This is a genomic window from Methylobacillus gramineus (assembly GCF_020532675.1).
GTDB lineage: Bacteria > Pseudomonadota > Gammaproteobacteria > Burkholderiales > Methylophilaceae > Methylobacillus > Methylobacillus gramineus.
Genome location: NZ_JAJAVE010000001.1, coordinates 1,292,914 through 1,318,512 on the forward strand (window position 1 = coordinate 1,292,914; position 25,599 = coordinate 1,318,512).

Sequence of the window (25,599 nt, forward strand, 5' to 3'; positions counted from 1 at the left end):
CTTAGCCTATGAATTTTCTGGCATTACGGAACATGCGCATCCATGGACCATCTTCACCCCAGTTATCTGGGTGCCATGAATGCTGTACTGCACGGAAAACCCGCTCAGGATGAGGCATCATAATACTGAAACGGCCATCAGCGGTAGTCAGACCGGTAATTCCCTGAATAGATCCATTTGGATTGAAAGGATACACCTCAGTTGGGTTGCCCCCATTATCAACAAAGCGCAGGCTCACGAGCTGGCTGTCCAGCACGGCCTTCACCGCTGCGGGATCAGCAAATTCCGCATACCCTTCGCCATGCGCTACCGCTATCGGCATGCGGCTACCAGCCATTCCCTTGAAGAACAGTGAGGGTGACTCCATCACCTCCACCATGGCAACACGTGCCTCAAACTGCTCGGAACGGTTACGCACGAAATGCGGCCAGTTCTCGGCACCAGGGATAATGCTGTGTAAGTTGCTCATCATCTGGCAACCGTTACAGACGCCCAAGGCAAATGAATCTTTGCGCTGGAAGAATGCAGAGAACTCCTCGCGTGCACGCTGGTTGAACAATATGGACTTGGCCCAGCCCTCGCCCGCACCCAGCACATCGCCATAAGAAAAGCCACCACAGGCAACAAACCCGGCAAAGTCCTTGAGGCTGATACGACCACTGATGATGTCGCTCATATGCACGTCATGCGCCTGGAAACCGGCTCGGTCAAATGCCGCTGCCATCTCCACCTGACCATTGACACCCTGCTCACGCAGGATAGCCACCTTGGGCCTAACGCCACTGGCAATATAAGGTGCTGCAATGTTTTCAGCAGGATCAAAACTGAGCTTGGCATGCAGGCCAGCATCTTTTTCATCAAGAATACGATCATATTCTTGTTGGGCACATTCTGGATTGTCGCGCAGTTTCTGCATCTGGTACGTGGTTTCAGACCAGGAACGATGCAAGGCGACACGGCTTTCAGAAAAGACTACGCGGCCATCCTGATGAATACGGATATTGCCATGCGTGGCAGGTGTGCCGATCACGTGTAACAAGCCCCCTAGTTGCGGCTTGAGTTCAGCCACAATCGCGTCCGCCTCGTCAGCACGTACTTGCAACACAGCACCTAGTTCCTCGTTGTAAAGCGCAGCCACGGCATCTTCACCCAGGCTGGTGATATCAATATCCAGGCCACAACGTCCGGCAAATGCCATTTCCACCACAGTGGAGAACAGGCCACCGTCAGAGCGATCATGATAGGCCAGCAGCTTGCCTTCACGGTTGAGCTTTTGCACTCCGCCAAAGAAGGCCTTGAGGCTGTCAGCAGCATCCACATCTGGTGCTACATTGCCCACAGCACCATAGACTTGGGCCAGGGCTGAACCACCCATGCGGTTCTTGCCAGCCCCCAGGTCGATCAGCAACAACTTGGTGTCACCCAGGTCTGTGCGCAATTGTGGGGTCAATGTTTTGCGTGCATCTGGCGTGGGTGCAAATGCAGTCACCACCAATGAAATTGGAGAGGTCACCGCCTTTTTCTCGCCATCCTCTTCCCATACGGTTTTCATCGACATGGAGTCCTTACCAACGGGGATGCTGATACCCAGCGCAGGACACAATTCCATCCCCACGGCCTTGACGGTATCAAACAACGCTGCATCCTCACCTGGGTGCCCGGCTGGGGCCATCCAGTTGGCAGAAAGCTTGAGCTCACTTATGTCATCAATCAGGCTGGCAGCAATATTGGTGATGGATTCACCAATCGCCATGCGACCAGAGGCAGGGCCATCAATCAGCGCCAATGGGGCTTTCTCGCCAATGGCAAACGCTTCACCACGATAGGTTTCATACCCAGCCAGCGTCACTGCCACATCCGCCACCGGCACCTGCCATGGGCCCACCATCTGGTCACGGGCAATCAGGCCGGTTACGCTACGGTCACCAATCGTGATCAGGAAAGTCTTGTCAGCCACCCCTGGCAAACGCAATACGCGCTCAGCGGCTTCTTTCAGGTCAATGCCGGCATGGTCAAACTCAGCAAGTTCACGTGTGACATGTTTCACATCACGCGTCATCTTGGGCGGCTTACCCAACAGCACGGAAAGATCCATATCCACCGGGTTGTTGCTGAAATGACTATCTGCAACGGTCAGGTGTCTTTCTTCAGTGGCTTCACCGACCACGGCAAACGGACAACGCTCACGTTCACAGATCTCGGCAAACAGCGGCAAATCTTCCTTGAGCACGGCCATGACATAACGTTCCTGCGCCTCGTTACTCCAGATTTCACGTGGCGCCATGCCGGGCTCTTCATTGTGCACATCGCGCAGCTGGAACCTGGCTCCGACGCCAGCATCATTCACCAGCTCAGGGAAGGCATTCGAGATCCCGCCCGCACCCACGTCATGAATACTCAAGATAGGATTCTTGTCGCCCAACTGCCAGCAACGATCAATCACCTCTTGCGCACGGCGCTCCAGCTCAGGGTTGCCACGCTGCACGGAATCAAAATCCAGGTTTTCGGTATTAGCCCCAGTATCCATACTGGAAGCCGCACCACCACCCAGACCAATCAACATGGCCGGACCACCCAGTTGAATCAAGGCAGCACCAGGCGGAATCGGGTTCTTTTTCGAATGCTTGGCGGAGATATTACCTACCCCACCCGCCAGCATAATCGGCTTGTGATATCCACGGATTTCATCCGCCGCCTCAATTTCCAGCGTGCGGAAATATCCGGCAATATTAGGGCGACCAAATTCATTGTTATAAGCAGCGCCACCTAGTGGGCCATCCACCATAATCTGCAATGGTGATGCAATCCGCGCAGGCTTGCCATTATCCTGCTCCCAAGGCTGCTTGAAGCCCGGAATATTGAGGTTGGAGACGGAAAAACCTGTGAGGCCAGCCTTGGGCTTGGAACCGGAACCTGTTGCTCCTTCATCACGGATTTCGCCACCCGCACCTGTTGCAGCCCCGGCAAATGGAGAAATGGCTGTGGGATGGTTATGCGTTTCCACTTTCATGAGAAAGTGCATATCTTCCTCAACAAAGTGATAGCTGCCATCAGCCTGCGGATAAAAACGCTTGGTTTTTTCACCTTGCACAATCGAGGCATTATCCGAATACGCCACTACCGTCTTGCCCGGATTGAGCTTGTGCGTGTTGCGTATCATGCCAAACAGGGACTGCGCCTGCTCCACACCGTCAATCACCCAGTCTGCATTGAAAATCTTGTGCCTACAGTGCTCTGAATTGGCCTGGGCAAACATCATCAACTCCACATCGGTTGGATTACGACCGATGCGCAGGAAATTCTCTACCAGGTAATCCACCTCATCCGGTGACAATGCCAGGCCCATGTCTGAATTGGCAGCATCCAGCGCAGCCTTGCCACCAGCCAGAATGTCCACACTCGACAACGGTGCTGGCTCCGCGGTGTGATACAGCTTTTGCGCATCTGCCAGATTGGTAAACACCACTTCAGTCATTCGGTCATGAATCAACGGACGCAATGCCAAAAGTTCAGCCTCAGTCAACGGGCTGCCATCGGCCGTTGCCGCATAGTAGGCCACGCCGCGCTCAATGCGCTGCATGGACTCAATGCCACAGTGACGCGCAATGTCAGTCGCACGAGAAGACCAGGGTGAAATCGTGCCGGGACGTGGAGTCACCAGAAACAACACTCCCGCTGGCGTCTCCTCATCCAGTCGCGGACCATAAGTCAGAATCTGCCCCAGCGTCTTCTCCTGTGCATCAGTCAGCGCCACATCAGACCAGGCAAAATGCCAGAACTCGGCATACAGGTGGCTAATGCGCGGCGCGGCAACTTTAAGTGCGCTCAGGATTTTTTCAAGACGGAAAGGAGATAAAGCGGCACTGCCACGAAGACTGATCATTTGGCTGGACATGAGGAAATTCAAAGTGTTGGCAAAAACGGAATTTTACCAGAATATGGCTATAGCTTTCCTTTCCTGCCCGAGTAAAAGTTGGGTATGTACTCTTTTTATTTGGCGATTCCCTCCACGCCGGTCAATTGACCGTAGTGCTAAACAACACTCCACTCTCTCAAAGAAAACAAAGACTCATCACCATCACCCCAAATTCAAATGCCAATAACAGGAAAAAAAGAGCTGGCAAAATAGTCAACCAGCTCTCATGAGCTAAAAATGCATTGATCCACCGCTTAGTGATGAAAATGGCTTTTCTCATAAAAAGCATGATTTTTATTATTCAATGAATCGATGTTGTTATTTTCTCGGGTCAAATGAGTAACTCAAACTTATCCAAGCTGCTCTTGGTGCACCAGGAGCTAGGAAGTTGGTCATGAGCCAGTCGCTGGAGTTATGGTTGTAACCATCGGGTCCAATAGCACCATACACAGAAGGTGAGAATGGATTACGGCCTAACTGACCAGCACTGAAATACTCTTTGTCCAGTAGATTGTTTACTCGCAATCCTAAAGTCCATTCAGAAGTTATGCGGTAACTAGTTTGCAAATTTAAAGTCATGTATCCAGGGGTAGTGCCAGGATTGTTGGAGGGCTGTCTTGCTACAGTAATTAGCTGACCGGTGCTGCCATCCTCGACAGTGTCATAAATGACTTGCCCGGCCTTATGCTTGTTATTTTCATTGCCACGAACAAAAGCGAAAGAATGCGCGACTGCTGTGATCCCGACTTGCCACTTGGGAGTAACTTGATAACTCATAGTCGCGTTGAGGTTGTGCAGTGGTACGCCAGGCATGCGATTGCCGGATTTTACTTGTATTAGGCGGCTATAATTTTGGCCATATACTTGCTCTACCGAACTACTATTATCATTGGCAGGCATTGAGAAGCTAGATTGGAAAGTTGCCTCAGTGAGAGCATAGTTCAAGCGTAAACGCCATTTTTCAAACACAGCTGTCATCCCAGCTTCGAGCCCTTGACGTTGGGTATTTCCAATAGTGTCAAAGAAGTTTCGGTTGCCGGGGTAACCAACCATATAAATGTCATCACGAAGGTTGGTACGGTACACACCCAAGTTCCATTCCACGTTATCATTAAATTTCCCGCGGAGTCCTAAATCAAAAGTTGTTGCTTTGATTTGTGGCAAATATGGGTCACCAGACAAGGTGGTTGGCAAAGAGCATGCTCGGTTTTCTGCCAAACTTCTTGGAGCGTATATTACAGAGCCATCAGGGGTTATATCTACCGGCGTAGGTGTTCTATCAAAGGCACAGCCTAGTTCTATGACAGAAGGTACGCGCGTACCCTGGCTGACATTGCCAAAAATATTCAGGGCCGGCGTAGCTTGCCAAGTAGCACCTATTGAGGGGTTGAGCGAATAATAGCTGAATTTCTCTTTTTCAGCGGCGTTTAGCAAATTTGCTACATCGGGAGTGGTATAGCCAGTTGTTGGATTGTTTGCACAATCGGGCCACGTACCCAGGCAAACATTATAATAATCTGGGAATGCTTCTAATTGCGCTAAATTGGCAACAAAAGACCCATAAGTTCGTGAGGCAATCTTGTTCTTGCCTTTGGTATCGTTGTAACGTAATGCCCCGGTGATGCTTAAACTTTCAATCGGGCTCCAGGTTTCACTGGCATAAATACTTTTTGTAACCTGCCTGCCTTTAAAATTACTATTGCTTACTTCCTGACTTGCAAGTGCGTATTGATCACGGATTTCATCGGGGGCTAAATAAGCTTCACGTTCTGCATCCAGCATGCCCAGCATTTGACCGCTCTTATAATTAGCAAATGGCATGTCCACTGAGGTACCCACCATGAACTTGTGCTTTTCATAATTCCAATTGAGCTGGATTGAGGCGCCATCTGTGATTTGGTTAATCGTGGTATCGGTAAGAACAGCTGTAGGAGTGCCTTCAACTACACCCGTACCAGTGCCATTATTGTATGCAGCACCATCGACAGTAAGCCAGCCGCCATTGGGACCGGGAACTTTAAGGCCGTCATTATTGATGTCACCCTGGCATTGAGCACCATTTACCGCAGCTCTTGGGTCAATGATCATGACATATTTGGTACCAGTACCTGGACTTCCATCCTCATTGGGCATCCAGTAATAAAATTGGGAAGCTGAAGTAATAACATCGCTATAACCAATGCCCATTTGGGCATATGTAGATAAGTTGGAGGTAGAAAGATATGAGTACTCAGCTTGACCATTGGAGTAGTCTGTTGCCTCTGGAGGGGTAAGGTTCGGAGTTTCAGCCTGTGGAATTAGAATCGCAGATTGTTGGAAATTCTTCTCTTGCTTAAAAAATGCTTGTGCGTAAGCGGCGAACTGCGGGGATAGTAATTCTGCATTAAAGGCATCTGATGGTAATAGTGCAAGGGCTGCATCAAGGCCTAAATCTCGTACATTTCTTACAAATTGATTGGATGAAGCTGTCCACCTGCCATTAGCTGACGCAGGCACGATGTAATAATCAGGCAATCCATATTTATTAGTACTGTTGAATAAGCAGGTGTATTGCTCGCCATCTGCAAGATTTCTTCTTACAACTTGGTTTTCAAACTCTGTATAAACATCAGCACCACGTTGTTTGCGCTTGCTGTTTCTACGATACACCTGACCTGTGATCGTGAAGTTGTCATTAACGAAGTAATTACCTGAAAGCTGGAATTGCAGCAGGCGATTATCGGTGGTGTCAGGGGAAGTAAATACTCCATTCCTATCCTGTTTATACATTTCACTGGGCAACATGCCATTGCCGGTTAAATCGTTCCACGTAACTAATGTGCTCAAATTAAGATCTAATTTGTTGCCGCGATAACTACCTTTGGCGAAGACGGAATTTACCTTGCTTGGGGAGTTGTCTCGCCAGCCATCTTCAAGAAAAATATTGGCTGCCGCAAACCCTGCTATGGTGCCGTTGTTCCAGCCGCCTTCGGCTTGCAGTTGGCGCCTGCCAAATGAACCCGTTAATACTTCTGCATTAAGTTCAGTGTTATTGAAACCATCCTTGGTTTTCATCGACAGTGCACCACCCAGGGTACCCAGGCCAAAAATGGGATTTGATCCTGGAAACACATCAAAGCTGGCCAAAGCATTCATGGGAATCATGTCCCAGTTCACCACATCACCAAACGGTTCATTGACGCGGATGCCGTCAAAGAAGACGGAAAGGCCTTGTGGTGTACCGATCTGGGGGCCGGCTGTGAAGCCTCGGTATTGCAGGTCCATCTGAAAGGGGTTGCCCTGATAATCATTGACGTTTACCGACTGCAGCTTGGAGTTCATGAGGTCGGTAATGCTTAAGGAGTGAGCCTCCTTGATATCTTTGGCGGTTAGACTTTGGATGTTACCGGGGATTTGTTCTTTGGTGAGACCAGTCCCACCAAGGGGACCTATTTCATAGAAGCGTTTACTGCGAACCTCAATTGCATCCACTTTGAAATCTATGGCAGATTTTTCACCGGGCAGTTTTTCACCTTCAAGTACAGCAGCCCGCCGCAGTTGGTATCGCCCGGTTTCACCTTGCAACACTTCAAGACCACTCCCCTTCAACAACTCATTAAAGCCTTGCATAACGCCATAGTTACCCCTCAGGCCTGAGGTCTTTTTATGCTGGGTTAAGGCAGAATCAAAGGACAGCAGCACACCGGCATTACCGGCATATAACGTCAATGCCTGACTCAAGTCACCTGCTGGGATGCTATACGACGGCACAGGAATGGCTTTGTTTAATGGTTCTGCTGTTGCAGACATTGGATGAAACACACTCGCCAGTAACACTAGCAACAAGACACCAGCGCTGTGTTGCCTTATGCGTGAATGTTGCGTTTTACTTACATCAACAGATGAAGCATTCCCAGCCATGACTCTTTCTCCCTCAATTTTTAAGTCTTATGCTGGATACGCCAACTGAGGTGACTAAAAGGTATAAAAAAGATTGAATATTTTTTGAATGGCTAGGGAAAACGCTGACTATGCGGGTTTCAGGGTGACCCAATAACGAGTGAAGAATTCCATACGCAGATGATAAGTGTCTTGCAGACTTGCCAGGATGGCATTGAGATCATCAAGCGGGAAAGCGCCTGATACCGGCATTGAGGCGATGGCTGAGTCACAGCGCAAGACACCATTGTGGTAGCGCCCCAGCTCTTCAAGGAAGGTACTCAGGGGCATGTCGTTGACACTCAGGATGCCCTTCACCCAGAGATCCGCCCCTGGCAATAATGGGGTGACCTCGTTGACAATCCCATCATCAAAACGGGCAGACTGCCCAGCCTCAATAAAAGATTCATGTGCAGTATTGTGGGCGGGGTTGACCCTGATAGCATGCTCAAACACATTCACTGAAATGTGAGTGCCATGATCACGAACACTGAACCTTGTGCCTAGCGCTGTCACCATGCCATGACGCGTTTGCACCTGGAACGGCACCAAGACTCCTGATGGATGCCCAGTTTCCACCATGATTTCCCCCTTGATCAGCACCACCACGCGATGACCCGCGTCATACACCGTATCAATCGCGGTGCCAGTATTGAGCACAATCACGGTGTCATCGGGCAAGGTCCAAGTGCCCCGCTCGCCCTTGCCGGTGGAGTAATCAGCCAACATGGCCTGCCATGGGCGTTCACGATACACCAACGCGCCACTGCCACCCAACACAAACACAAGGCCAATAGATTTGAGCACCTGGCGTCGCCCCAATTGCCGACCACGCGGCAACAGCACGGCATGTCCAATGGAAGGATCCAGTCCGTCAAATGGGCCGCTGACTTGCTGGATTGACGCCCAGGATTCACGGTGGTGACTGGAAAGAGCCAACCAGCGTTCAAACTCCATCCTGTCCTGAGCCGTCACGTCCGTATCGTGCAAACGGACATACCACTCAGTGGCTGCTTGCAACACCTTAGGCATGACGAGAAGTATCCAGTGACATTATTTCAATTGAGCGCAGTGCAACAAAGCCCGAGCGATATATTTCTTGATTGAAATCACGCTCATACCCAAATCTGCGGCGATTTCAGGATAGGTCATTCCGTTGAGCTTATGCATTAAAAACGCTTTGCGCACCTTGATGGGAAGACCATCCAGCATACGGTCGATCGCCACTAGCTTTTCCAGATTCAACAGATATTCTTCCGGGGAAGGCACCGCCACCTCCAAACCGCTCCCCAAACTCACCATGGCATTCAGGTAAGCCTGCTCTATGTCACGCCTGCGGAGGAAGTTCACCATAATGCCGTGCGCAATGCGAGTCAGGTACGCTCGCGGTTCAACAATCTCTTGAGCGTTACCCTGCACAAGCAGGCGGATGAAGGTGTCATGGGTCAAGTCTGCCGCATCCACACTTGATCCGGTTTTCTTGGATAGCCAAGCATGCAACCACGGCCGATGCCGCTGGTAAAACTCCTGAATTAACCCTTGCTGCAATAATTGGCTGGAAGACATGGCACTAACCCGGTCAGATTTATATTACAACCAGTGCAATTACCATACCTGATAGCATGGGCATCTTAAGCAACTGTTATTTATACAATTTCCGGTTAACTCATTATTCAGCAACCACCACCATTGGCTGTATGCAGCCAATGGTGGCTATATATAACCACCCAGATTTAGAAAGAGAGGTTGCCCAAGATAAGCTGAATGCCATTGATCAGACCCAATAAAAGCCAAAGAGCAACAAACCACATTCAAAAATCAGCAGCAAAGCAAACAAACGGGGAATGACGATCAGCATCCAGTTTTCGTAATGCCTTAGATACCGGTACCAACGCCTGAAAAAATTATATTTTCTAAAAGAAGCAGGCATGGTGATATTTATTTATCGATCCGGCCTGAACTCATAACGCAAGGTGAACCAGGCCGCGCGCGGCGCTCCCGGTGCCAGGTAGCTGGTATCCAGCCAGTCGAAGGAATTGTGGTTGTAACCATCTGGACCTATGGAGCCGCGTATTGAAGGTGAGAATGGATTAACACCCAGCCGACCGGCGGTGAAATACTCTTTGTCCAGCAGATTGTTGACGATCAGGCTGGCCGACCAGGAGGGGTTAAACTGATACTTGGTATGGAAATTCAGGCTGGCATAACCCGATACCTTGCCAGGGTTGTTAGAGGAGCGACGTGCCTCGGTCACGCTTTCGAGCTGATTGGTCACCGGATTGACGGCCTCGAAGGTGACGTATTTGGTGACGCCGGGCCGGTGTTCATTATTCTCATTGCCGCGCAGGAAGCTATCCGAGTGGACAACTGCGCTCAAACCTACCGTCCACTTATCGTTCATTTCATAGCTGAAGCTGGCATTGACGTTATGCAGTGGCACACCAGGCATGCGGCTGCCCGGTTTCACTGTAATGGAACGCGGTGGCCTTTCACCTGCCTCGGTTACCCCAAGAAAGAGATTCTCCTCAGCACTACTGTTATGGTCGCTGGCCATGCTGAACGTATCTTGGAACGTTGCTTCCGTCAGCGAGTAATTGAGGTGGAAAGTGGCTTTCCCCCATTTCCCGGCCAGGCCTGCCTCTATGCCTTGTCGCCTAGTTTTACCAATCGTATCGAAAAAACTGCGATTACCAGGTAAGGTCACCATATAAATATCATCCTTGAGGTCTGTGCGATAAACACCCAGGTTCCAGACCATGTTTTGGCCCCAGTTGCCACGCATGCCAAAGTCATATGTTGTGGCTTTTATCTGAGGCAGGTAAGGATCTCCTGACAGGGTGGTGGGCATGGAGCAAGAACGGTTCTGGGCAACGCTCCTGTACAAATAGGTTGGGTCACGCAAACCATCCCCATCCTGGTCGACGAGGTTGCCTACATAAGTAGGCGTTTTGTCAAGGGCGCACCCAAGCTCAATCACGCTAGGGGTACGGGTTCCTTGCGACAGGTTGCCAAAAATATTGATATCTTTTGTTGCTTGCCATGCCGCCCCCAGGGAGGGATTAAGTGAGTAATAATTGAACTTCTCTGTCTCAGCTGGATTGAGTAGCCTGGATACATCAGGAATCTTGTATCCAGTCTCGCAAGGGTCACCTGGGCGGCAAGTATTGAAATCATCGGGATCTGAGACATACTGATGCAGGTTCAGGACAACAGAGCCGTATTCCCTTGCAGCCAATCTATTTTTTACTGAAGTTGCGTTGTAACGTAGCGCACCTGTCATGTGGAATGTATCAACAGGGCTCCAGGTTTCACTGAGATATAGACTCTTGGTCAGAGAGGTGCCATCGAAATTATTGCTTTGAATAGCTCTGTCTGCTGCCGTCAAGGCATCAAGCGCTTGCGCAGGGTCAAGATATGCATCCCTGCTTGCATTGAAAAACCCTAACCTTTGGCTGCTGCTGTAGTCAGCGCTGGCAGAGTCGATTGATGCGCCTACCATGAATTTATGATGATCAAGATTCCAATTGAATTGGATTGAAGCGCCATTAATGAGCTGATCAATGCTTGTATTGGTGATGGCGGCAGTGGGTACACCTGTCACCACGCCGTCTGACCCATTTTTGGCTCCATCGTAATAGCGGGGTTGTCCATTGGCATCCAGGTCTGCGATACCTCCGAAGTCACTTTTAGGGTTGGCCGCTCTGCCTTGTTGGCAGGCGACTGAATTCTGCGCATTTTTATAAAACAGCATGTACCGGGTGTATGAGTTGTCTGGATTCTGGAGGTAATAGTAATTTGTATTGCCTGATGTAAAGTCCACAGGATCAGTCAGCCCAGGGCTTGTGACCATCCCAGTTTCTTCGAACGAGCCATATTGCTTTTGACCATTTAGATTTGCTGGCATATTGGGGGGGGTGTAAGGGCTGCCATCGGCACCTTGTGGTAGGTAAGCGACAGAGGCCCGATAATTTTTGAAGTACTCAAAATTGTATTGAGCATATGCTGCGTAGTAATCAGGTAGCTCTTGATTGAAGTTTCCTACAGGAAGTATGGATGGATCTGCCGGAAATCCTGCTAATCCGTTAACTAAAAACTGTACTTCTGGATCAGTTTGATAGAGAGCAAATAATGGATGATCTGCAGGATCTGCACCTGTTGCAACAGCCAGGACATCGTCATAAATTGCAGCTAGGTTATCTGGCGCTTTTACTACGTAGTAATCTGGAAGACCATACTTGTTTGTGCTGTCATATAGGCATGTATATTGACTGCCTGCAGTCATATTTTTGGTGGCAGGGGTGTTGCCGTATTCGGTATAAACATCGGAATTGACTGATTTTCTTTTACTAACCCTGCGGTAAACTTGTCCGGTGATGGTAAAGCTGTCATTGACAAAATAACTGCCGGAAAGCTGCCCTTGCCAGAGGCGGTTATCGGTATTGTCCGGGGAAGTAAATACCCCATTTCTGTCTTGCCGGTACATTTCATTCGGTACCAGGCCATTGCCGACCAGATCGTTCCAGGCGACCAAGCCTGTGAGGTTGAGATCGAGCTTGTCGCCGCGATAACTGCCTTTACCGAATACCTGGTTGACCTTGCTGGGAGAGTTATCACGCCAGCCATCTTCGAGAAAGATATTCGCCGCGGCAAAACCGGCCACGGTGCCGTTGTTCCAGCCCCCTTCCGCCTGTAATTGCTTGCGACCAAATGAACCAGTGAGGATATTGGCATCAATCCCGGTGTGATTGAAACCATCCTTGGTTTTGATGGTGAAGGCACCACCCAGGGTATTGAGGCCAAACAAGGGATTGGAGCCTGGGAATACATCGACATTGGCGATGGCATTCATGGGAATCATGTCCCAATTCACCACATCACCAAATGGTTCATTGACGCGTATGCCATCAAAGAACACCGATAGCCCTTGCGGCGTCCCGATTTGGGGGCCAGCCGTGAAACCTCGATACTGCACATCCATCTGAAAGGGGTTGCCTTGGTAATCATTGACGGTGACGGACTGCAACTTGCGGTTAAGCAAGTCGGCAAGGCTTAATGAGTTTGATTCCTTAATCTCTTTGGCTGAGATGCTTTGCACGTTGCCGGGGATTTGTTCCTTGGTCAGGCCAAGTCCAGGCATAGGGCCTATCTCGTAGAAACGTTTGCTGCGGACTTCGATAGCATCCACTTTAAAATCGATTGAAGACTTTTCGCCGGGGAGGGTATCTTTTACTGTTGCGGGTGCAGCTTTATCCAGAAAGAAGCCGCCATGTTGATCACTGAATACTTCAAGGCCACTGCCCTTCAACAAAGCATCAAAGCCCTGCTTCACGGTATAGCTTCCGTTCAGCCCCTTGCTGTCTATGCTTTGAGTCAAGGCTGGATCAAACACCAGCACCACACCTGAACGCTGGGCAAATCGATTGAGGGATTGGGTGAGTGTGCCAGGAGGGATTTGATACTGCTTGCCATTGTCCGCGGTGAATACAACACTCTCCCCCGCTGCCGTTGCATACCGAGCCTCACCCACCATCAACAACAATGCGCAATGGAGTGCAAGTGCTATTGGCACAGGCTTGAAACGCAGACCATTCATGAAATTCCCCCTGAGTTTTATTATCTTCCTCACCAAGACGAACAACTCAAGGCAAAGTACAGTCAGGGCATCAAGATTTTTTCAAATTCCCGGCAAGATTAAAAACTCAAGAAGAACCATCATCCAAACAAATCAATAGCAGCCTCATTGATAAAAACTGAGGCTGCTTGATCATGCCAATTCAAGCTATCTTGGTGTAACGACAGTGAAGAATTGGGTGTAATTTTTGACATCCACGGGCAAGTAAGTCGTCAACATATCCAATGCGCGATCAGTATCATTGAGTGGCAACACGCCTGAAACTCGCAAATGGGCAATGTCCTCTGCATTGAAATGAATGCGGCCATGGCGATAGCGCTCCAGCTCGAGCAAGACATCGGCCAGAGATTGATCATCTACCGCCAGCGTACCATTGGCCCATCCGGCAATGGCGCTTACATCAATATCTGAGGGCTGGTTGATATGCTCGTTTTCAATATGCGTGCCCTGCCCTGTATGAAGCGTGACGCACTCAGGTGGGGCATTTGAGAACATGCGTTTGAGCGTGCATGCCTCCCCCACTGATTCAATCACCCCAACCTTGGTAGCATCAATTTCTCGCTTGACCACAAACTGGGTACCCAACGCTCGGGCTGTCCCCTGACGCGTTGCCACAATAAATGGGCGCGCAGCATCTTTTGCCACTTCCACCAACACCTCACCTTGCAACAAGTGAATCCGCCGCTGTTTATTTGAATAATCAATATCAATGGCAGAATATGTGTTCAAGGTAATCCGGCTATGATCAGGCAGCTCCACCACACGCTGCTCACCCACCGCGGTGCTGTAATCCGCCATTAAGTAAGAGGCCGTGCCAGACTGAGAGCCCAGCCATGCTCCCACTACCAGGCTAATGCCCAATGCGAGAGACTTGACAGAAAGCCTGCTGCGGACGGGCTTAAACTCAGGCGTTAATACCTGCTCAAGCGCATTGAGCGCAGGCGCAGGGATTACCTCATGCAGATTGCTCCACATCTTTTCCATCCGCTCATAGGCTACCCCATGGGCAGCGTCTATTTTCAGCCATGCATCAAAAGCAGCACGCTCTGCCTCAGTGCACTCGGGTGCATGCAATTGCACATACCAATCTGCGGCTTGCAATACCATGCTTGAGCTGGGCTCAATGGCAGCTTCTGGCTCCTGAACTTTCTTGGGTTGAACGGACATTTTTTAAGGCGCTGAATGCATCAATGCATAACAATGCACCATAACCTTAGCCAGATATTGCTTGACCATGCTGACTGAAACATCAAGCCGGTCAGCAATCTCGGCATAGGATAGGTCTTCCAGCCTGCTCATTAAAAAAGCCCTTCGAGGTTTATCAGGCAAGCCACTCAACATACTGGCCAACAAACTCAGCACTTCAATGGCCTCTTGGTATTGTTCTGGAGAAAACTCATGCTGATCCTCACTGATCAACATGAGTGATTCAAGATACGCCTGCTCCAGCTTGCGCCGCCTGGCGGCATCAATCATCAAATTCGTGGCAGTAGCAGCAAGGTAGGCTTTGGGTGCATGCAGGATATGGGTATCAGGGGAAAGCAGCACACGTAAAAAAGTATCGTGCGCAACATCATCCGCATGATGAAAAGACCCCAACTTCTTACGTAACCAACAGACCAGCCAATGATGGTGGTCAACATATAACTGCCCGACTGCATTAACCGTAATTGCCGTGGAATTTGAAATTGCTTGCTCCTGCATACCACTCCCTCGCCCCAAATCAGATGGTTAAACACCACCTGTTCACTTGCACTCATCACACAAGTGTTTGCAGGAAATGGTTGCAAAATCTATTCCATGATTTTATAAAACTATAACCATATGATTTTGTTAAATTAAAAAATATTCTTATGATTAAACGGTTTAGATAAATGGCTGTTTATAGCCATCCTTGGCTATAAACAGCCATTTCCCTCAATATAAAGTCATTACCATCATGCAAAATTCCAATGCCAATAGCAGGAAAAATAACCAGGGCAAGATAATTAGCCAGCTTTCGTGATTAACGGCTATCGTTAACCAACGCTTAATAATCAAAATGGCTTTTAGAGGATTAGCCATGATCTTGATCACCTCAGACTCAGCGTTGTTATTTTCTTGGGTCAAATTCATAGCTCAAACTGATCCATGCGGCACGCGGTGCCCCTGGTGCCAAGAAGTTAGTGGTTAACCAATCGTTGGAGTTATGGTTGTAGCCATCAGGCCCTATGGCTCCGTAAACCGAAGGCGAGAATGGATTGCGTCCCAGCCTGCCCGCATTGAAATATTCCTTGTCCAAGATATTGTTCACGCGCAGACCCAAAGTCCATTCCGAGTTGAGCTTGTAGCTGGTCTGCAGATTCAGCACCATGTAGCCATCTACGGTTCCAGGAGTATTGGTAGCTCGTCTGGTAACAGTCGTATTCCCGAGCCCTGTGGACACAGTTTCGGTAAAGACAGCGCCTGCCTGATGCTTGTTGTTTTCATTGCCGCGTACATAGGCAAAGGAGTGTGCAACTGCGGTCATCCCTATCTGCCATTTTGGTGTGACCTGATAGCTAAGTGTTGCATTGAGATTGTGCAATGGGACGCCTGGCATACGGTTGCCGGGATTGACCTTAATGCGGCGACTATAGTTAAGGTTGCCGTAATACTCTTCCACGGCACTGCTGTTGTCATTGGCTGGCATCCAGAAACTATCCTGGAAAGTAGCGTCAGTGAGTGCGTAATTGAGTCGAAGGCGCCATTTATCAAATGCTGCCGTAATACCGGCTTCTAAACCCTGGCGACGTGTTTCACCTATGGTGTCAAAGAAGTTGCGGTTGCCCGGATAACCTATCATGTAAATATCGTCCTTAAGGTCGGTACGGTATATCCCCAGGTTCCATTCGGTATTGTCATTGAAGCGTCCCCGCATGCCGAAGTCCCAGGTCTGGGCTTTGATCTGTGGCAGGTAAGGGTCGCCAGACAAAGTGGTGGGCAAGGAGCAGGAGCGGTTTTCTGCAAGGCTGCGTGGTACGTTGCCTATGCCGCCACCTATGAATACAGGGGTAGAGTCAAATGCACAGCCCAGCTCAATGACAGAAGGGGTTCTGGTTCCTTGGGCCCAGTTGCCATACAAATTGAGTTTGGGTGTTGCTTGCCAGGTAGCGCCCAAGGATGGGTTAAGCGAGTAATAGCGGAATTTTTCTGTCTCAGGAGGATTCATCAGCATGCTGAGATCAGGGATTTGATAACCGGTGGTGGGGCAAGCGCCATTTACGCAGAGGTCATACTCATCGGGAACCGCTTCAAAATCGGATAAATCGAATACGCGGCTGCCCCAGGTGCGCGAGGCGATTTTGTTTTTGCCGCGAGTTTCGTTGTAGCGCAAGGCACCGGTAAAGTGCAGTGTTTCTACTGGACTCCAGGTTTCACTGGCATATATGCTCTTTGTGATTTGATGGCCCTTGAAATCATTATTATTGACTTCCAGGCTTGCGGCAGCATATTGCTCACGAATTTGGTCTGGTGCGAGGTAGCCCTTGCGGTTTGCATCCAGCATCCCCAGCATTTGGCTACTGGTGTAGGTGGCAGAAGGCATGTCCACCGAGGCACCAACCATGAACTTGTGCTTGTCAAAATTCCAGTTGAACTGAATAGACGCGCCATCTGTTTCCTGGTCAATTTGGGTATCGGTAAGGAGTGCTGTTGGTGTCCCATCAACGACACCTGGGCGTTGCCCGGTTGTTGTATTGGCTCCATCTACCGCCAGAGGACCCCCAATGACAGGGTCTGGCACGCTTAAAGCACCAGGGTCATTACTGTAGTTGGTAGCTTGGGTGTCGATACAATTTGCCAAATTGCTAGGCGGTGTCACCAAAATGACGTGTTTGGTGCCGTCATCGGTGTAGTAGTAATTTGAAATAACGGCATTAAATGGATCACTGACGCCGGTGAGGCCAAATACGCTACTGAAATTTATCGAGTTATATATATTGGCAAGCCAGTTTGATTCGCCAGTGATTGGGTTGTCGGGGCCTGGGGGCAATTCAGTAGGGATGTTGTTTCCCTGGGATTGATAGTTTTGCGCCTGCCTGTAATTTTTCCACGTATCAAATACGCTCTTGGCGTGTGCCAAATATGCTTGGCCTTCAGGGCTACCAGTCAGAGACGGATTCAAGGCTGCACCTATGCTGTTGAGGGCAGCCTGAGCATCCATACCATTTGAAAAATACTCATTGAAAAAGGCGCTTTGGGACCAGTCGTTGTTAGGGACATCAAACACGTAATAATCTGGCAAGCCCAGACCATTGGTACTGTTGAACAAACATGTATATTGTTCGCCAGTATTAAGCGCTCTTCTGACATACCCATTGTGTTCAGTGTAAACATCAGCGCCGGAGGTTTTACGCTTGCTGTTACGCCTGTAAACCTGGCTGGTGATCGTGAATTTGTCATTGACGAAATAACTGCCGGACAGCTGGAACTGCCATAAACGGTTATCGGTGGTATCCGGTGAGGTATAAACACCGTTTCTATCCTGCTTATACATTTCATTGGGCAGAAGGCCGTTACCCACCAGATCATTCCAGACCACCAGTGTGCTCAGGTTTAAATCCAGCTTGTCGCCGCGGTAACTTCCTTTGCCGAAGACTTGATTAACCCTGCTTGGAGAGTTTCCACGCCAACCGTCCTCAAGGAATATATTGGCGGCAGCAAATCCTGCCACAGTGCCATTGTTCCAGCCGCCTTCAGCCTGCAACTGTCTACGACCAAAGGAGCCAGTGAGGACTTCTGCACTAGCCTCCGTATTGCTGAAACCATCCTTGGTTTTCATCGATAACGCCCCCCCCAGTGTGCCTAGGCCAAAGATAGGATTTGAGCCAGGAAACACATCAAAACTGGAGAGTGCGTTCAAGGGAATCATGTCCCAGTTCACCACATCCCCAAATGGTTCATTGACGCGTATACCGTCAAAGAACACCGACAAACCCTGGGGTGTACCTATCTGTGGGCCTGCGGTAAAGCCGCGGTACTGCACATCCATCTGGAAGGGGTTGCCCTGATAGTCATTGACATTCACTGACTGGAGCTTGGAGTTCATGAGGTCTGTCAGGCTCAGTGCGTGAGCCTCTTTAATATCCTTTGCGGTGAGGCTCTGCACATTGCCAGGAATTTGCTCCTTGGTGAGACCTAGCCCAGGTAGAGGCCCAATTTCATAAAAGCGTTTGCTGCGAACCTCAATTGCATCCACTTTGAAATCTATGGCAGATTTCTCCCCAGGCAACTTGTCTGGTTCAGGCACCACCGCTCGCTTCAGTTGATAACGTCCATCTCCATCCTGCACTACTTCAAGACCACTGCCTTTAAGTATGGTGGCAAAACCGTCCGACACACCAAACTGTCCGCGCAAGGCAGGGCTGCGCTTGCCTTGTGTTATGGCGGGGTCAAAGCCCAGCAAAACGCCAGACTCAGCCGCATAAGCGGGCAGGCTTTCGCTCAGCTCTCCAGCAGGAAGGTTATACAATTTTTTGGGAATGCTTTTGAGCAGGGGCTCCGCTGCCATACTGCTGGTGCCAGCACTCAACAATGCCAACGTGCACAGCTGCACCACTAATTTCAGAAGATACCGTGACACAGACACACAGCTATGTCCGGCATTATGTGCTCGATACTTTTTAATGCTCATTCACTTTCCCCCTGGATTTAATTCATTAATTTCTTGTTCTGCTGCTATGCCGAACGAGAATGAAAATCCGGAAAGTGTTTTGAAAAAAATTTTTGTAAATAAAAACCAGAGTGGCGTGATCACTGAGATCAAGCAGGTTTGATATTGACCCAGTAGCGGGTAAATCGATCGACGCGTACCGGCAGTGTTTCTTCAAGCGTATTTAGCACGGCTTCCATATCTTGCAAGGGAAAAGACCCTGAGATAAGCAAGCCACCCACTGCCGGGTCACAACGGAGCACGCCGGTTTTGTAGCGTGATATTTCGCTCACAAACGCATCAAGGCGCATTGCGTAGACCACCATAATGCCGTTGACCCAGGCCATTTCTGTTGTCTTGACCTTAGTTTTGGCAGAAAGCGATGTTGCGCTAAACTCTATGGACTCGCCCGCCTGCAAGACCATTGATCGCTTACCCTGATCATTGGGTTGCACTTCCACTGCCCCTTCAAACACACTGACTCTGGTCAGGCGGGATACATCTCTGACACTAAACTTGGTGCCTAACGCTGTTGCCGTGCCATGACGACTTTGCACCATAAAGGGTCTATGTACAGCCAAATTTTCATGGCCAGTTTCAATGAACACCTCCCCTTTAATCAATTCAATGGTGCGGGCAGTGCTTGAAAAATGAATGTTCACGGCTGAATCAGTATTCAAGACCAGGCGTCCCCCATCAGCCATCTGTATCTCGCGTCTCTCACCCACTGCTGTGCTGTGATCCGCCAATACTTCACGCCAAGGTTGTTCTCTGTAGGCATACAAACCAAGGGAGCTGGCACTGAGAAACAAGGCAAGATGTTTGATGATACGGCGGCGATCAGCAGACGGTGGCAATTGCAGGGTGGCAAGACCAATCTCTTGAGGCACTTGGTCAAACTGCTTTGTCACTCTTTCCAGCTTTTGCCAGGCCTGGAGATTTTGAGGATCAGATGCGGCCCAGGCGCGCCAATCAGCGATCTCGCTTTCGCTTGCCTCTCCTGAAGCTAGCCGGGCATACCAGATACTGGCTTTCACCATGGCTTGAGTGGGTTTCTGCTGATGGCTCATAAAAGGTTAATCTTGCAAAAGCACCATGCACTGCAACATGGCTTTGGCAACATAGTTGCCTACTGTGCGAGTGGAAACCCCAAGTCTGCTGGCGATCTCGCCATAACTCAAGCCTTCCAGCTGCAACAGCAAAAATGCTGTCCGAACTTTGGGGGATAACCCATCGAGAAGTAGATCAAGCTTGATGAGGATTTCCAACACCATGGCACGGGTTTCCGGTGAGGCAGCATCTGTCGATGAGAAATGCACCAGAGCCTCAAGATACGCTTTCTCAATATCCCGTCGCCGAACATGATCCACCATCAGGCCATGCGCGATATGCGTCAAATATGCACGCGGCTCTTGCATGGTAGGAATATCGGTTTTTAACAGGAGATTAAGAAAGGTATCCTGTGTGAGGTCGGCTGCGCCGCTAGGACAACCCAGCTTTCTCGCGATCCACCCACGCAACCATGAATGATGCTCCTGATAGAGCAGTTGGATGGTGCCATGCTGGGTGATGGTGTCATCTGACATAGGATTGAGTCGAAAGCACGATGTTATGAAAAGGCAGCAATAACGGTGCCACCAATTAAGACATTGATTTAAAATATTTTACTATTTTAATGGTTTTGAAATTGGCTATATACAGCCACAAAACAACCACATTGCAGCCAATTTACAACCAATCACAACCAATTTCCACATATCTGCCCATATGGAAAAGTGATGGTCTAGAATAACTAAAAAATTCATGCAGCTAAAAGTTTGGGTTCAAAGTTTTAGCTATAATCTCCCCACTTTTAACAGGCCTTTTTATTCAGAGCGGTTCAGATGCAGCTTGATGTCAAAACCATATTCTTCCTGACCGGTATGCTGACCAGCACAACCGGCCTGGTGCTATGGGGCCTGGCGATGACAGGACGCTTTGATCGCTGGCTGAAATACTGGGGCATCAGCAATTTGTCTGCCGGCGCAGGGATATTACTGCTCACATTTCGTGACCAGATTCCTGACTTCTACAGTATCGTGCTTGCCAATATGCTGACCATCATTGGCTATTTCCTTTTGATGGTCACTGCTCGCCGCCTTTATCGCCGCAAAGTAGCCTGGCAACCCCACCTGTTGGTGCTCGCAGTGATGGCAACACTTTTCCTCATGATGCAGGACTCCGACCAGTTCTATTTTGAGCGTACAGCTATCAGTGCGGCCATCTGCGGCTTTTACTGTGTACTGATCTCACATACCACCCTGGCAATTGCGCGCGAGGAAAATATCAGTTCCGCCTACCTGGTCACAGGTATTTTCAGTGTGACGGCGTTGGCATTCGGATTACGCATGCTCGCGGCCCTCACCCACCACCTGGGTGGTGAATCAGTGTTTGCGCCAGGCGGAATCAATATGTGGATGATTTTGCTGGCGGCCATCGTGGCGCCGTTATGGAATATGTCCATGCTGATGATGATCATGGAACGCATCAACCGCAACTGGATCGGCCGTGCCTTGCGTGACCCACTCACCTCCGCACTGAACCGTGCGGGCTTGAGCGCCGCGATGGAAAATGCTGTACAAGGCTACTCGGACAAGTCATATACTGCATTGCTGCTGGTGGATATCGACCACTTCAAGCAGGTAAATGACAAACTGGGCCACGCATACGGTGATGAGCTGCTGCGCATGTTTTCAGATATGGTGCGCAGTCAGTTACGCGGATCTGATCTGTTTGCCAGACAGGGCGGAGATGAGTTCGTGATCCTCTTGCCAGGCAGTGGAGAAAAAGAAGGTAGGGAAGTAGCCGAACGTCTGCAAAAAGCCTTCACCCAGTCCATCTGGAAAATGAAGACGGCGGAGATTGCGCCCACGCTCAGTATAGGGCTGGCCGTGACCAAAACAGACCAGTTGCCACAATCACTGCATAACCTGTTACAACAGGCAGATGCCGCGCTGTATCAATCCAAGCAGGGCGGCAGAAACCGGATTACCACCGTACAAACCGCCTGAGTCAGGCCACGGCGCTAGGCGTTTCATTGGCTTTTTCAATCCCCTCTTCGATTTTTTCCTCGGCTTCTGCTTCATCCTCACTGGAAGCATCCTCTGGCGCCTGCACATACTCCAGGGTTCTGGAAAGCTGCAAATGGGTAAACACCGGAAAATGATCCGAGCCTATGTGAGCCACTCGCTGCATCCGAACCAAACCAAAATCCGGACTATGGAATATATGATCCAGCGCCCATCTGAATATGGGGTAATCGGCATGGTAGGTGTTGATATGATGACGTCCGATCCGCGGATCCAGCAGCCCGCTGATACGCTGGAACAAGCGTGTGGTGCGAGACCATGCCACGTCATTCAAGTCTCCCATCACAATCACACTATCTTCACTTTCCTTGGCTTCATCACCCACCATCAACAGCTCGGCATCGCGCAAGGTCGACTCTTGCGCCTCTGTCGGGCTAGGTGGCTCAGGATGCATGCAATACAAGCTGACTGGCGCCCCACACGGCAGGATCACGGTGGCATGAATAGAGGGAATCTGATCGCTGAGTAGATATTTGATTTGCGCGTTTTTCAGCGGCAACCGGCTATACAAATGCATGCCGTAGAGGTTATCCAACGGCACCCTCACTACATGGGGATACTCTGGCTCAATAGCGCTCAACGCTTGCTCCCAGATACGATCAGTTTCCAGTGTCAGTACAACATCGGGAGAAAATTTGCGGATTTGCTGCAACAACAGGTAATGCTTGTTGTTGGTCATCAGCACGTTAGCCACCAGAATGGAAATTTGCTTATCGCGGCTATAGTGCTTCAGGGCAATTTTCTTCACTTCCGTGCGCCAGATCGCCGTGTAAGGCAACACCATGCTGAACTGGTAAGTCAGGGCTAGCAGCAGGGCCGCTAGGGCAATCATACGTCTTGCATCCCAATCAGCCTCTGGCACGATCAGTAGGATGAGCGCCAGTAAACCCAATGCGATGATCTGCAGGCGGGGGAAATCCAGGCCGCGAAACCACCATTCGTTACGCCTGACCAGAGAACCTGCCGTAAGCACTACCACCAGCAGGGTAAGTATTTCATTCCAGATCATTATTATTTTTCGGTGAGTTAATGTGATGAAACTGGCTACATCAGGCCCGATGCAGCCACAGCAAACTGGCCAGCATGGCAATGACGAGCACAACGACTACACGTGTCAGCCTGGCGGTACGCAAGCGATTAGCCTCCACACGTGCCACCAGTTGTTCATTCTGGTCGGCCAGGGTTTTGAGCAGTTCAGAAGAATTGAGCATCTGCACATGCAACTCCGCCACCCGGTTTTCCAGCACCTCTATGCGTGCATCCTTGGCGTCTATGGTTTCCAGCTCGGTATAAGGCACGTCATTGATCGGGAATTCATTAAATTTTGGTTTGCGGGCAACCGCCTCCCAGAGCCTGCGTGCGCCTTCAGCGATAGCCGGTGCCTTGCGGATCACCTCGGTCCAGGGCACGTTCTTTAATACGGTCAGCCATACTGCAGCCATTCACTATTTCCTTTTCATTTGAAAGTGGTATGAGGACCACGTTTCCCTATCAGACTGTCAGTAGTATCGCCATTAATGGGGCGTGCTGTTATGCGGAGACGGTAATAAAACTCATGCGGTTACCATCAGGATCCACCATCAGCATATTACGCACTGTCGGGCCCAGATCATTACCTGGTGGCTCCATCACGTGTAGCCCTTGTTGCTGGAACTCATGGTAAACAGCATCCACATCTGGCACATAAAAATGCACTAGCGAGCCAAAAGCGCAATCTCCCGTGTGCTCTGTCAGGAACACCTGCATATCGCCACGCGCAATCGCGGCAAATATGGGAAAGCCCGGCTCAAACTGATGCGTCCACAGTTCGCTGAAACCCAGTTTTTCATAATAGGGCTTGCTCAATAGATAAGAGGCCACACGTATGGCCGGGATCACGCTCTGTGAGTTTTGCACGCTTGCTCCTTTTGGCTAACAATTACGTTGGTTCAGACATCATCTGCACGAGCACATCGTAAATAGCGGGGAACTCGGTAAAACCATCCTGCTTCATGAAGTGTCCACCCAGCTCAAACAGCTCCCACTCCGCCTGTAACTTTTCGCTGAGGCGCAATGAATAAGGATAAGGGACTATATTGTCATCCTTGGCCGCCACTACCACCCGATGCCTGCTCATCCTGACGAGGTGGTCAAAGTCCAGAGACGGAGTAATGAAAGGGTCCAGATCAGGCAAGAAGCTCAAATGTTCAGCAAACCCCGATACCAGCACCATACCGCCTATGGTCGCATGCTGCGTCATTAAATGTTGCAATAAGGTAATGCAGCCCAGGCTATGCCCGACAAACCATGTATGCGTATCATGCTGCTGAATATTGGCCTGCAAATGCTCAAGCCAGCCCTGTAGCTTGGGGCTATTAGGCCCGGGTAACTCCAGCACATGAACAGAAACACCCTTCTGCTCAAATGCCTGCTTTAGCCAGGGGAACCAGTGGCTTTGCGGTGTAGCCTGGTAACCAGGAATAATATAGATGGTGTGTGCTTGCATGACATACCCTGAAATTCAATTCAGAGTTAGAACACTCTGGAATGTTTAGTTCGATGACCAGAGCACAAAGTATCCCGCATCTGCAGTGCCATACCACCCACCAGTGGATGATTAAACCGGATTACTCATAGTAAACAACTCGCTCTACTTCACCGCGCCAAATACCTTTTTCAACAGGTTGCTGGCCTGGCCCATTGGGTCCTTGCGTATCGCCTTCTCTTCCTCGGCCATCATCAGATAAACACCATCCAGGGTTTTCTGCGTAACGTACTGCTCAAGATTGGCCTGGTCTTTTTTCACCAGTCCGTACTTGTTGCCCATTTCTGCAAACTTGTTGTATTGCTGGGCCAGGTCCACATTTTCTGTTGCCTTTTTTACAATCGGCAAGAATTTATTCGCCATGGGGCCCGAGGTAGTTTTACGGAAATATTGCGTGGCAGCATCCTCTCCGCCCGTCAGGATATCCTTGGCATCCTGCACACTCATCTGCTTGACTGAGTTGACCAGCAGGGTCTTGGCTTCAGGGACCGCCGCTTCAGCTGCACGGTTCATCTTCAGTACCAGCTCATCCGCCTGCTTGCCCATGCCAAACATGCGCATCGCTTTTTCAGCCTTTTGCAAGGACTCAGGCAGAGGGATCTTCACTTGTGGATTTTTCAAAAACCCATCCACTGATCCCAGCTGACTCACTGCTTTATCAGCCCCTTGAATCAGCGCCTCTTTCAAGCCCTTGCTGGTATCAGCATTACTAAGATCACTCAAGCCAAGTGCACTGGCCTGGCTAGCAAAAAAGGCAAAGCCTAATGCGGTCATTAGATAGCGCATGATATCTCCTGCAGTGTTCTGAAA

At 49.8% G+C, this 25,599-nt stretch carries 16 protein-coding genes; 1 reads left to right on the forward strand and 15 read right to left on the reverse strand.

Annotated elements, in window-relative coordinates; translation table 11 throughout:
- Position 1 precedes the first annotated feature (1 nt).
- The 10 genes from purL to LG201_RS06085 all read right to left on the reverse strand — a co-directional run bounded on the left by purL (position 2) and on the right by LG201_RS06085 (position 20,723).
- Positions 2-3,895, reverse strand: coding sequence for a phosphoribosylformylglycinamidine synthase (gene purL, locus LG201_RS06040; RefSeq protein ID WP_226771257.1), 3,894 nt, complete (start codon positions 3,893-3,895; stop codon positions 2-4).
- A 339-nt stretch (positions 3,896-4,234) separates the two neighbouring features.
- On the reverse strand, positions 4,235-7,816 hold the full coding sequence (locus LG201_RS06045; protein ID WP_226771258.1) for a TonB-dependent receptor domain-containing protein: 3,582 nt from the start codon (positions 7,814-7,816) through the stop codon (positions 4,235-4,237).
- A 108-nt stretch (positions 7,817-7,924) separates the two neighbouring features.
- Positions 7,925-8,866 (reverse strand): FecR domain-containing protein, encoded by a 942-nt coding sequence (locus tag LG201_RS06050; RefSeq protein ID WP_226771259.1) that lies wholly within the window; start codon positions 8,864-8,866, stop codon positions 7,925-7,927.
- Positions 8,867-8,887: 21 nt separating this feature from the next.
- Positions 8,888-9,400, reverse strand: a complete 513-nt coding sequence (locus LG201_RS06055) for a sigma-70 family RNA polymerase sigma factor (RefSeq protein WP_226771260.1) — start codon at positions 9,398-9,400, stop codon at positions 8,888-8,890.
- Positions 9,401-9,776: 376 nt separating this feature from the next.
- Entirely contained in the window at positions 9,777-13,427 is a 3,651-nt protein-coding gene (locus tag LG201_RS06060; protein ID WP_226771261.1) for a TonB-dependent receptor domain-containing protein, read from the reverse strand.
- A gap of 186 nt (positions 13,428-13,613) precedes the next feature.
- Positions 13,614-14,633 (reverse strand): FecR family protein, encoded by a 1,020-nt coding sequence (locus tag LG201_RS06065; RefSeq protein ID WP_226771262.1) that lies wholly within the window; start codon positions 14,631-14,633, stop codon positions 13,614-13,616.
- A gap of 3 nt (positions 14,634-14,636) precedes the next feature.
- The gene (locus LG201_RS06070; protein WP_226771263.1) at positions 14,637-15,170 is read right to left on the reverse strand and encodes a sigma-70 family RNA polymerase sigma factor; all 534 of its coding nucleotides are present in this window, start codon (positions 15,168-15,170) and stop codon (positions 14,637-14,639) included.
- A gap of 388 nt (positions 15,171-15,558) precedes the next feature.
- On the reverse strand, positions 15,559-19,119 hold the full coding sequence (locus LG201_RS06075; RefSeq protein ID WP_226771264.1) for a TonB-dependent receptor domain-containing protein: 3,561 nt from the start codon (positions 19,117-19,119) through the stop codon (positions 15,559-15,561).
- Between the two features lie 128 nt (positions 19,120-19,247).
- Positions 19,248-20,207, reverse strand: coding sequence for a FecR domain-containing protein (locus LG201_RS06080; RefSeq protein WP_226771265.1), 960 nt, complete (start codon positions 20,205-20,207; stop codon positions 19,248-19,250).
- Positions 20,208-20,213: 6 nt separating this feature from the next.
- A complete protein-coding gene (locus tag LG201_RS06085; RefSeq protein ID WP_226771266.1) occupies positions 20,214-20,723 on the reverse strand; it encodes a sigma-70 family RNA polymerase sigma factor in 510 nt (169 codons plus the stop codon).
- Between the two features lie 297 nt (positions 20,724-21,020).
- On the opposite strand from LG201_RS06085, the gene LG201_RS06090 reads away from it, so the two are divergent.
- Positions 21,021-22,187: a GGDEF domain-containing protein gene (locus LG201_RS06090; protein ID WP_226771267.1), complete on the forward strand. Its 1,167-nt coding sequence runs from the start codon at positions 21,021-21,023 to the stop codon at positions 22,185-22,187.
- Between the two features lies 1 nt (position 22,188).
- Here the strand turns inward: LG201_RS06090 and LG201_RS06095 are convergent, their stop codons facing one another.
- From LG201_RS06095 to LG201_RS06115, 5 genes are all read right to left on the reverse strand, one after another.
- Complete coding sequence (locus tag LG201_RS06095; protein ID WP_226771268.1) at positions 22,189-23,274, reverse strand: endonuclease/exonuclease/phosphatase family protein; 1,086 nt, start codon at positions 23,272-23,274, stop codon at positions 22,189-22,191.
- A 40-nt stretch (positions 23,275-23,314) separates the two neighbouring features.
- Positions 23,315-23,707, reverse strand: coding sequence for a hypothetical protein (locus tag LG201_RS06100; protein ID WP_226771269.1), 393 nt, complete (start codon positions 23,705-23,707; stop codon positions 23,315-23,317).
- A gap of 88 nt (positions 23,708-23,795) precedes the next feature.
- Entirely contained in the window at positions 23,796-24,161 is a 366-nt protein-coding gene (locus tag LG201_RS06105) for a glyoxalase superfamily protein (RefSeq protein ID WP_226771270.1), read from the reverse strand.
- 22 nt (positions 24,162-24,183) lie between these two features.
- Positions 24,184-24,750, reverse strand: coding sequence for an RBBP9/YdeN family alpha/beta hydrolase (locus LG201_RS06110; RefSeq protein WP_226771271.1), 567 nt, complete (start codon positions 24,748-24,750; stop codon positions 24,184-24,186).
- 144 nt (positions 24,751-24,894) lie between these two features.
- Positions 24,895-25,575, reverse strand: coding sequence for a DUF4197 domain-containing protein (locus LG201_RS06115; RefSeq protein ID WP_226771272.1), 681 nt, complete (start codon positions 25,573-25,575; stop codon positions 24,895-24,897).
- Positions 25,576-25,599: the final 24 nt, after the last annotated feature.

What these genes read in the sequence shown, in the direction of transcription:
- purL (WP_226771257.1), bottom strand. Translation starts at nt 3,895, where the DNA reads ATGTCCAGCCAAATGATCAGTCTTCGTGGCAGTGCCGCTTTATCTCCT.
- LG201_RS06045 (WP_226771258.1), bottom strand. Translation starts at nt 7,816, where the DNA reads ATGGCTGGGAATGCTTCATCTGTTGATGTAAGTAAAACGCAACATTCA.
- LG201_RS06050 (WP_226771259.1), bottom strand. Translation starts at nt 8,866, where the DNA reads ATGCCTAAGGTGTTGCAAGCAGCCACTGAGTGGTATGTCCGTTTGCAC.
- LG201_RS06055 (WP_226771260.1), bottom strand. Translation starts at nt 9,400, where the DNA reads ATGTCTTCCAGCCAATTATTGCAGCAAGGGTTAATTCAGGAGTTTTAC.
- LG201_RS06060 (WP_226771261.1), bottom strand. Translation starts at nt 13,427, where the DNA reads ATGAATGGTCTGCGTTTCAAGCCTGTGCCAATAGCACTTGCACTCCAT.
- LG201_RS06065 (WP_226771262.1), bottom strand. Translation starts at nt 14,633, where the DNA reads ATGTCCGTTCAACCCAAGAAAGTTCAGGAGCCAGAAGCTGCCATTGAG.
- LG201_RS06070 (WP_226771263.1), bottom strand. Translation starts at nt 15,170, where the DNA reads ATGCAGGAGCAAGCAATTTCAAATTCCACGGCAATTACGGTTAATGCA.
- LG201_RS06075 (WP_226771264.1), bottom strand. Translation starts at nt 19,119, where the DNA reads ATGAGCATTAAAAAGTATCGAGCACATAATGCCGGACATAGCTGTGTG.
- LG201_RS06080 (WP_226771265.1), bottom strand. Translation starts at nt 20,207, where the DNA reads ATGAGCCATCAGCAGAAACCCACTCAAGCCATGGTGAAAGCCAGTATC.
- LG201_RS06085 (WP_226771266.1), bottom strand. Translation starts at nt 20,723, where the DNA reads ATGTCAGATGACACCATCACCCAGCATGGCACCATCCAACTGCTCTAT.
- LG201_RS06090 (WP_226771267.1), top strand. Translation starts at nt 21,021, where the DNA reads ATGCAGCTTGATGTCAAAACCATATTCTTCCTGACCGGTATGCTGACC.
- LG201_RS06095 (WP_226771268.1), bottom strand. Translation starts at nt 23,274, where the DNA reads ATGATCTGGAATGAAATACTTACCCTGCTGGTGGTAGTGCTTACGGCA.
- LG201_RS06100 (WP_226771269.1), bottom strand. Translation starts at nt 23,707, where the DNA reads ATGGCTGCAGTATGGCTGACCGTATTAAAGAACGTGCCCTGGACCGAG.
- LG201_RS06110 (WP_226771271.1), bottom strand. Translation starts at nt 24,750, where the DNA reads ATGCAAGCACACACCATCTATATTATTCCTGGTTACCAGGCTACACCG.
- LG201_RS06115 (WP_226771272.1), bottom strand. Translation starts at nt 25,575, where the DNA reads ATGCGCTATCTAATGACCGCATTAGGCTTTGCCTTTTTTGCTAGCCAG.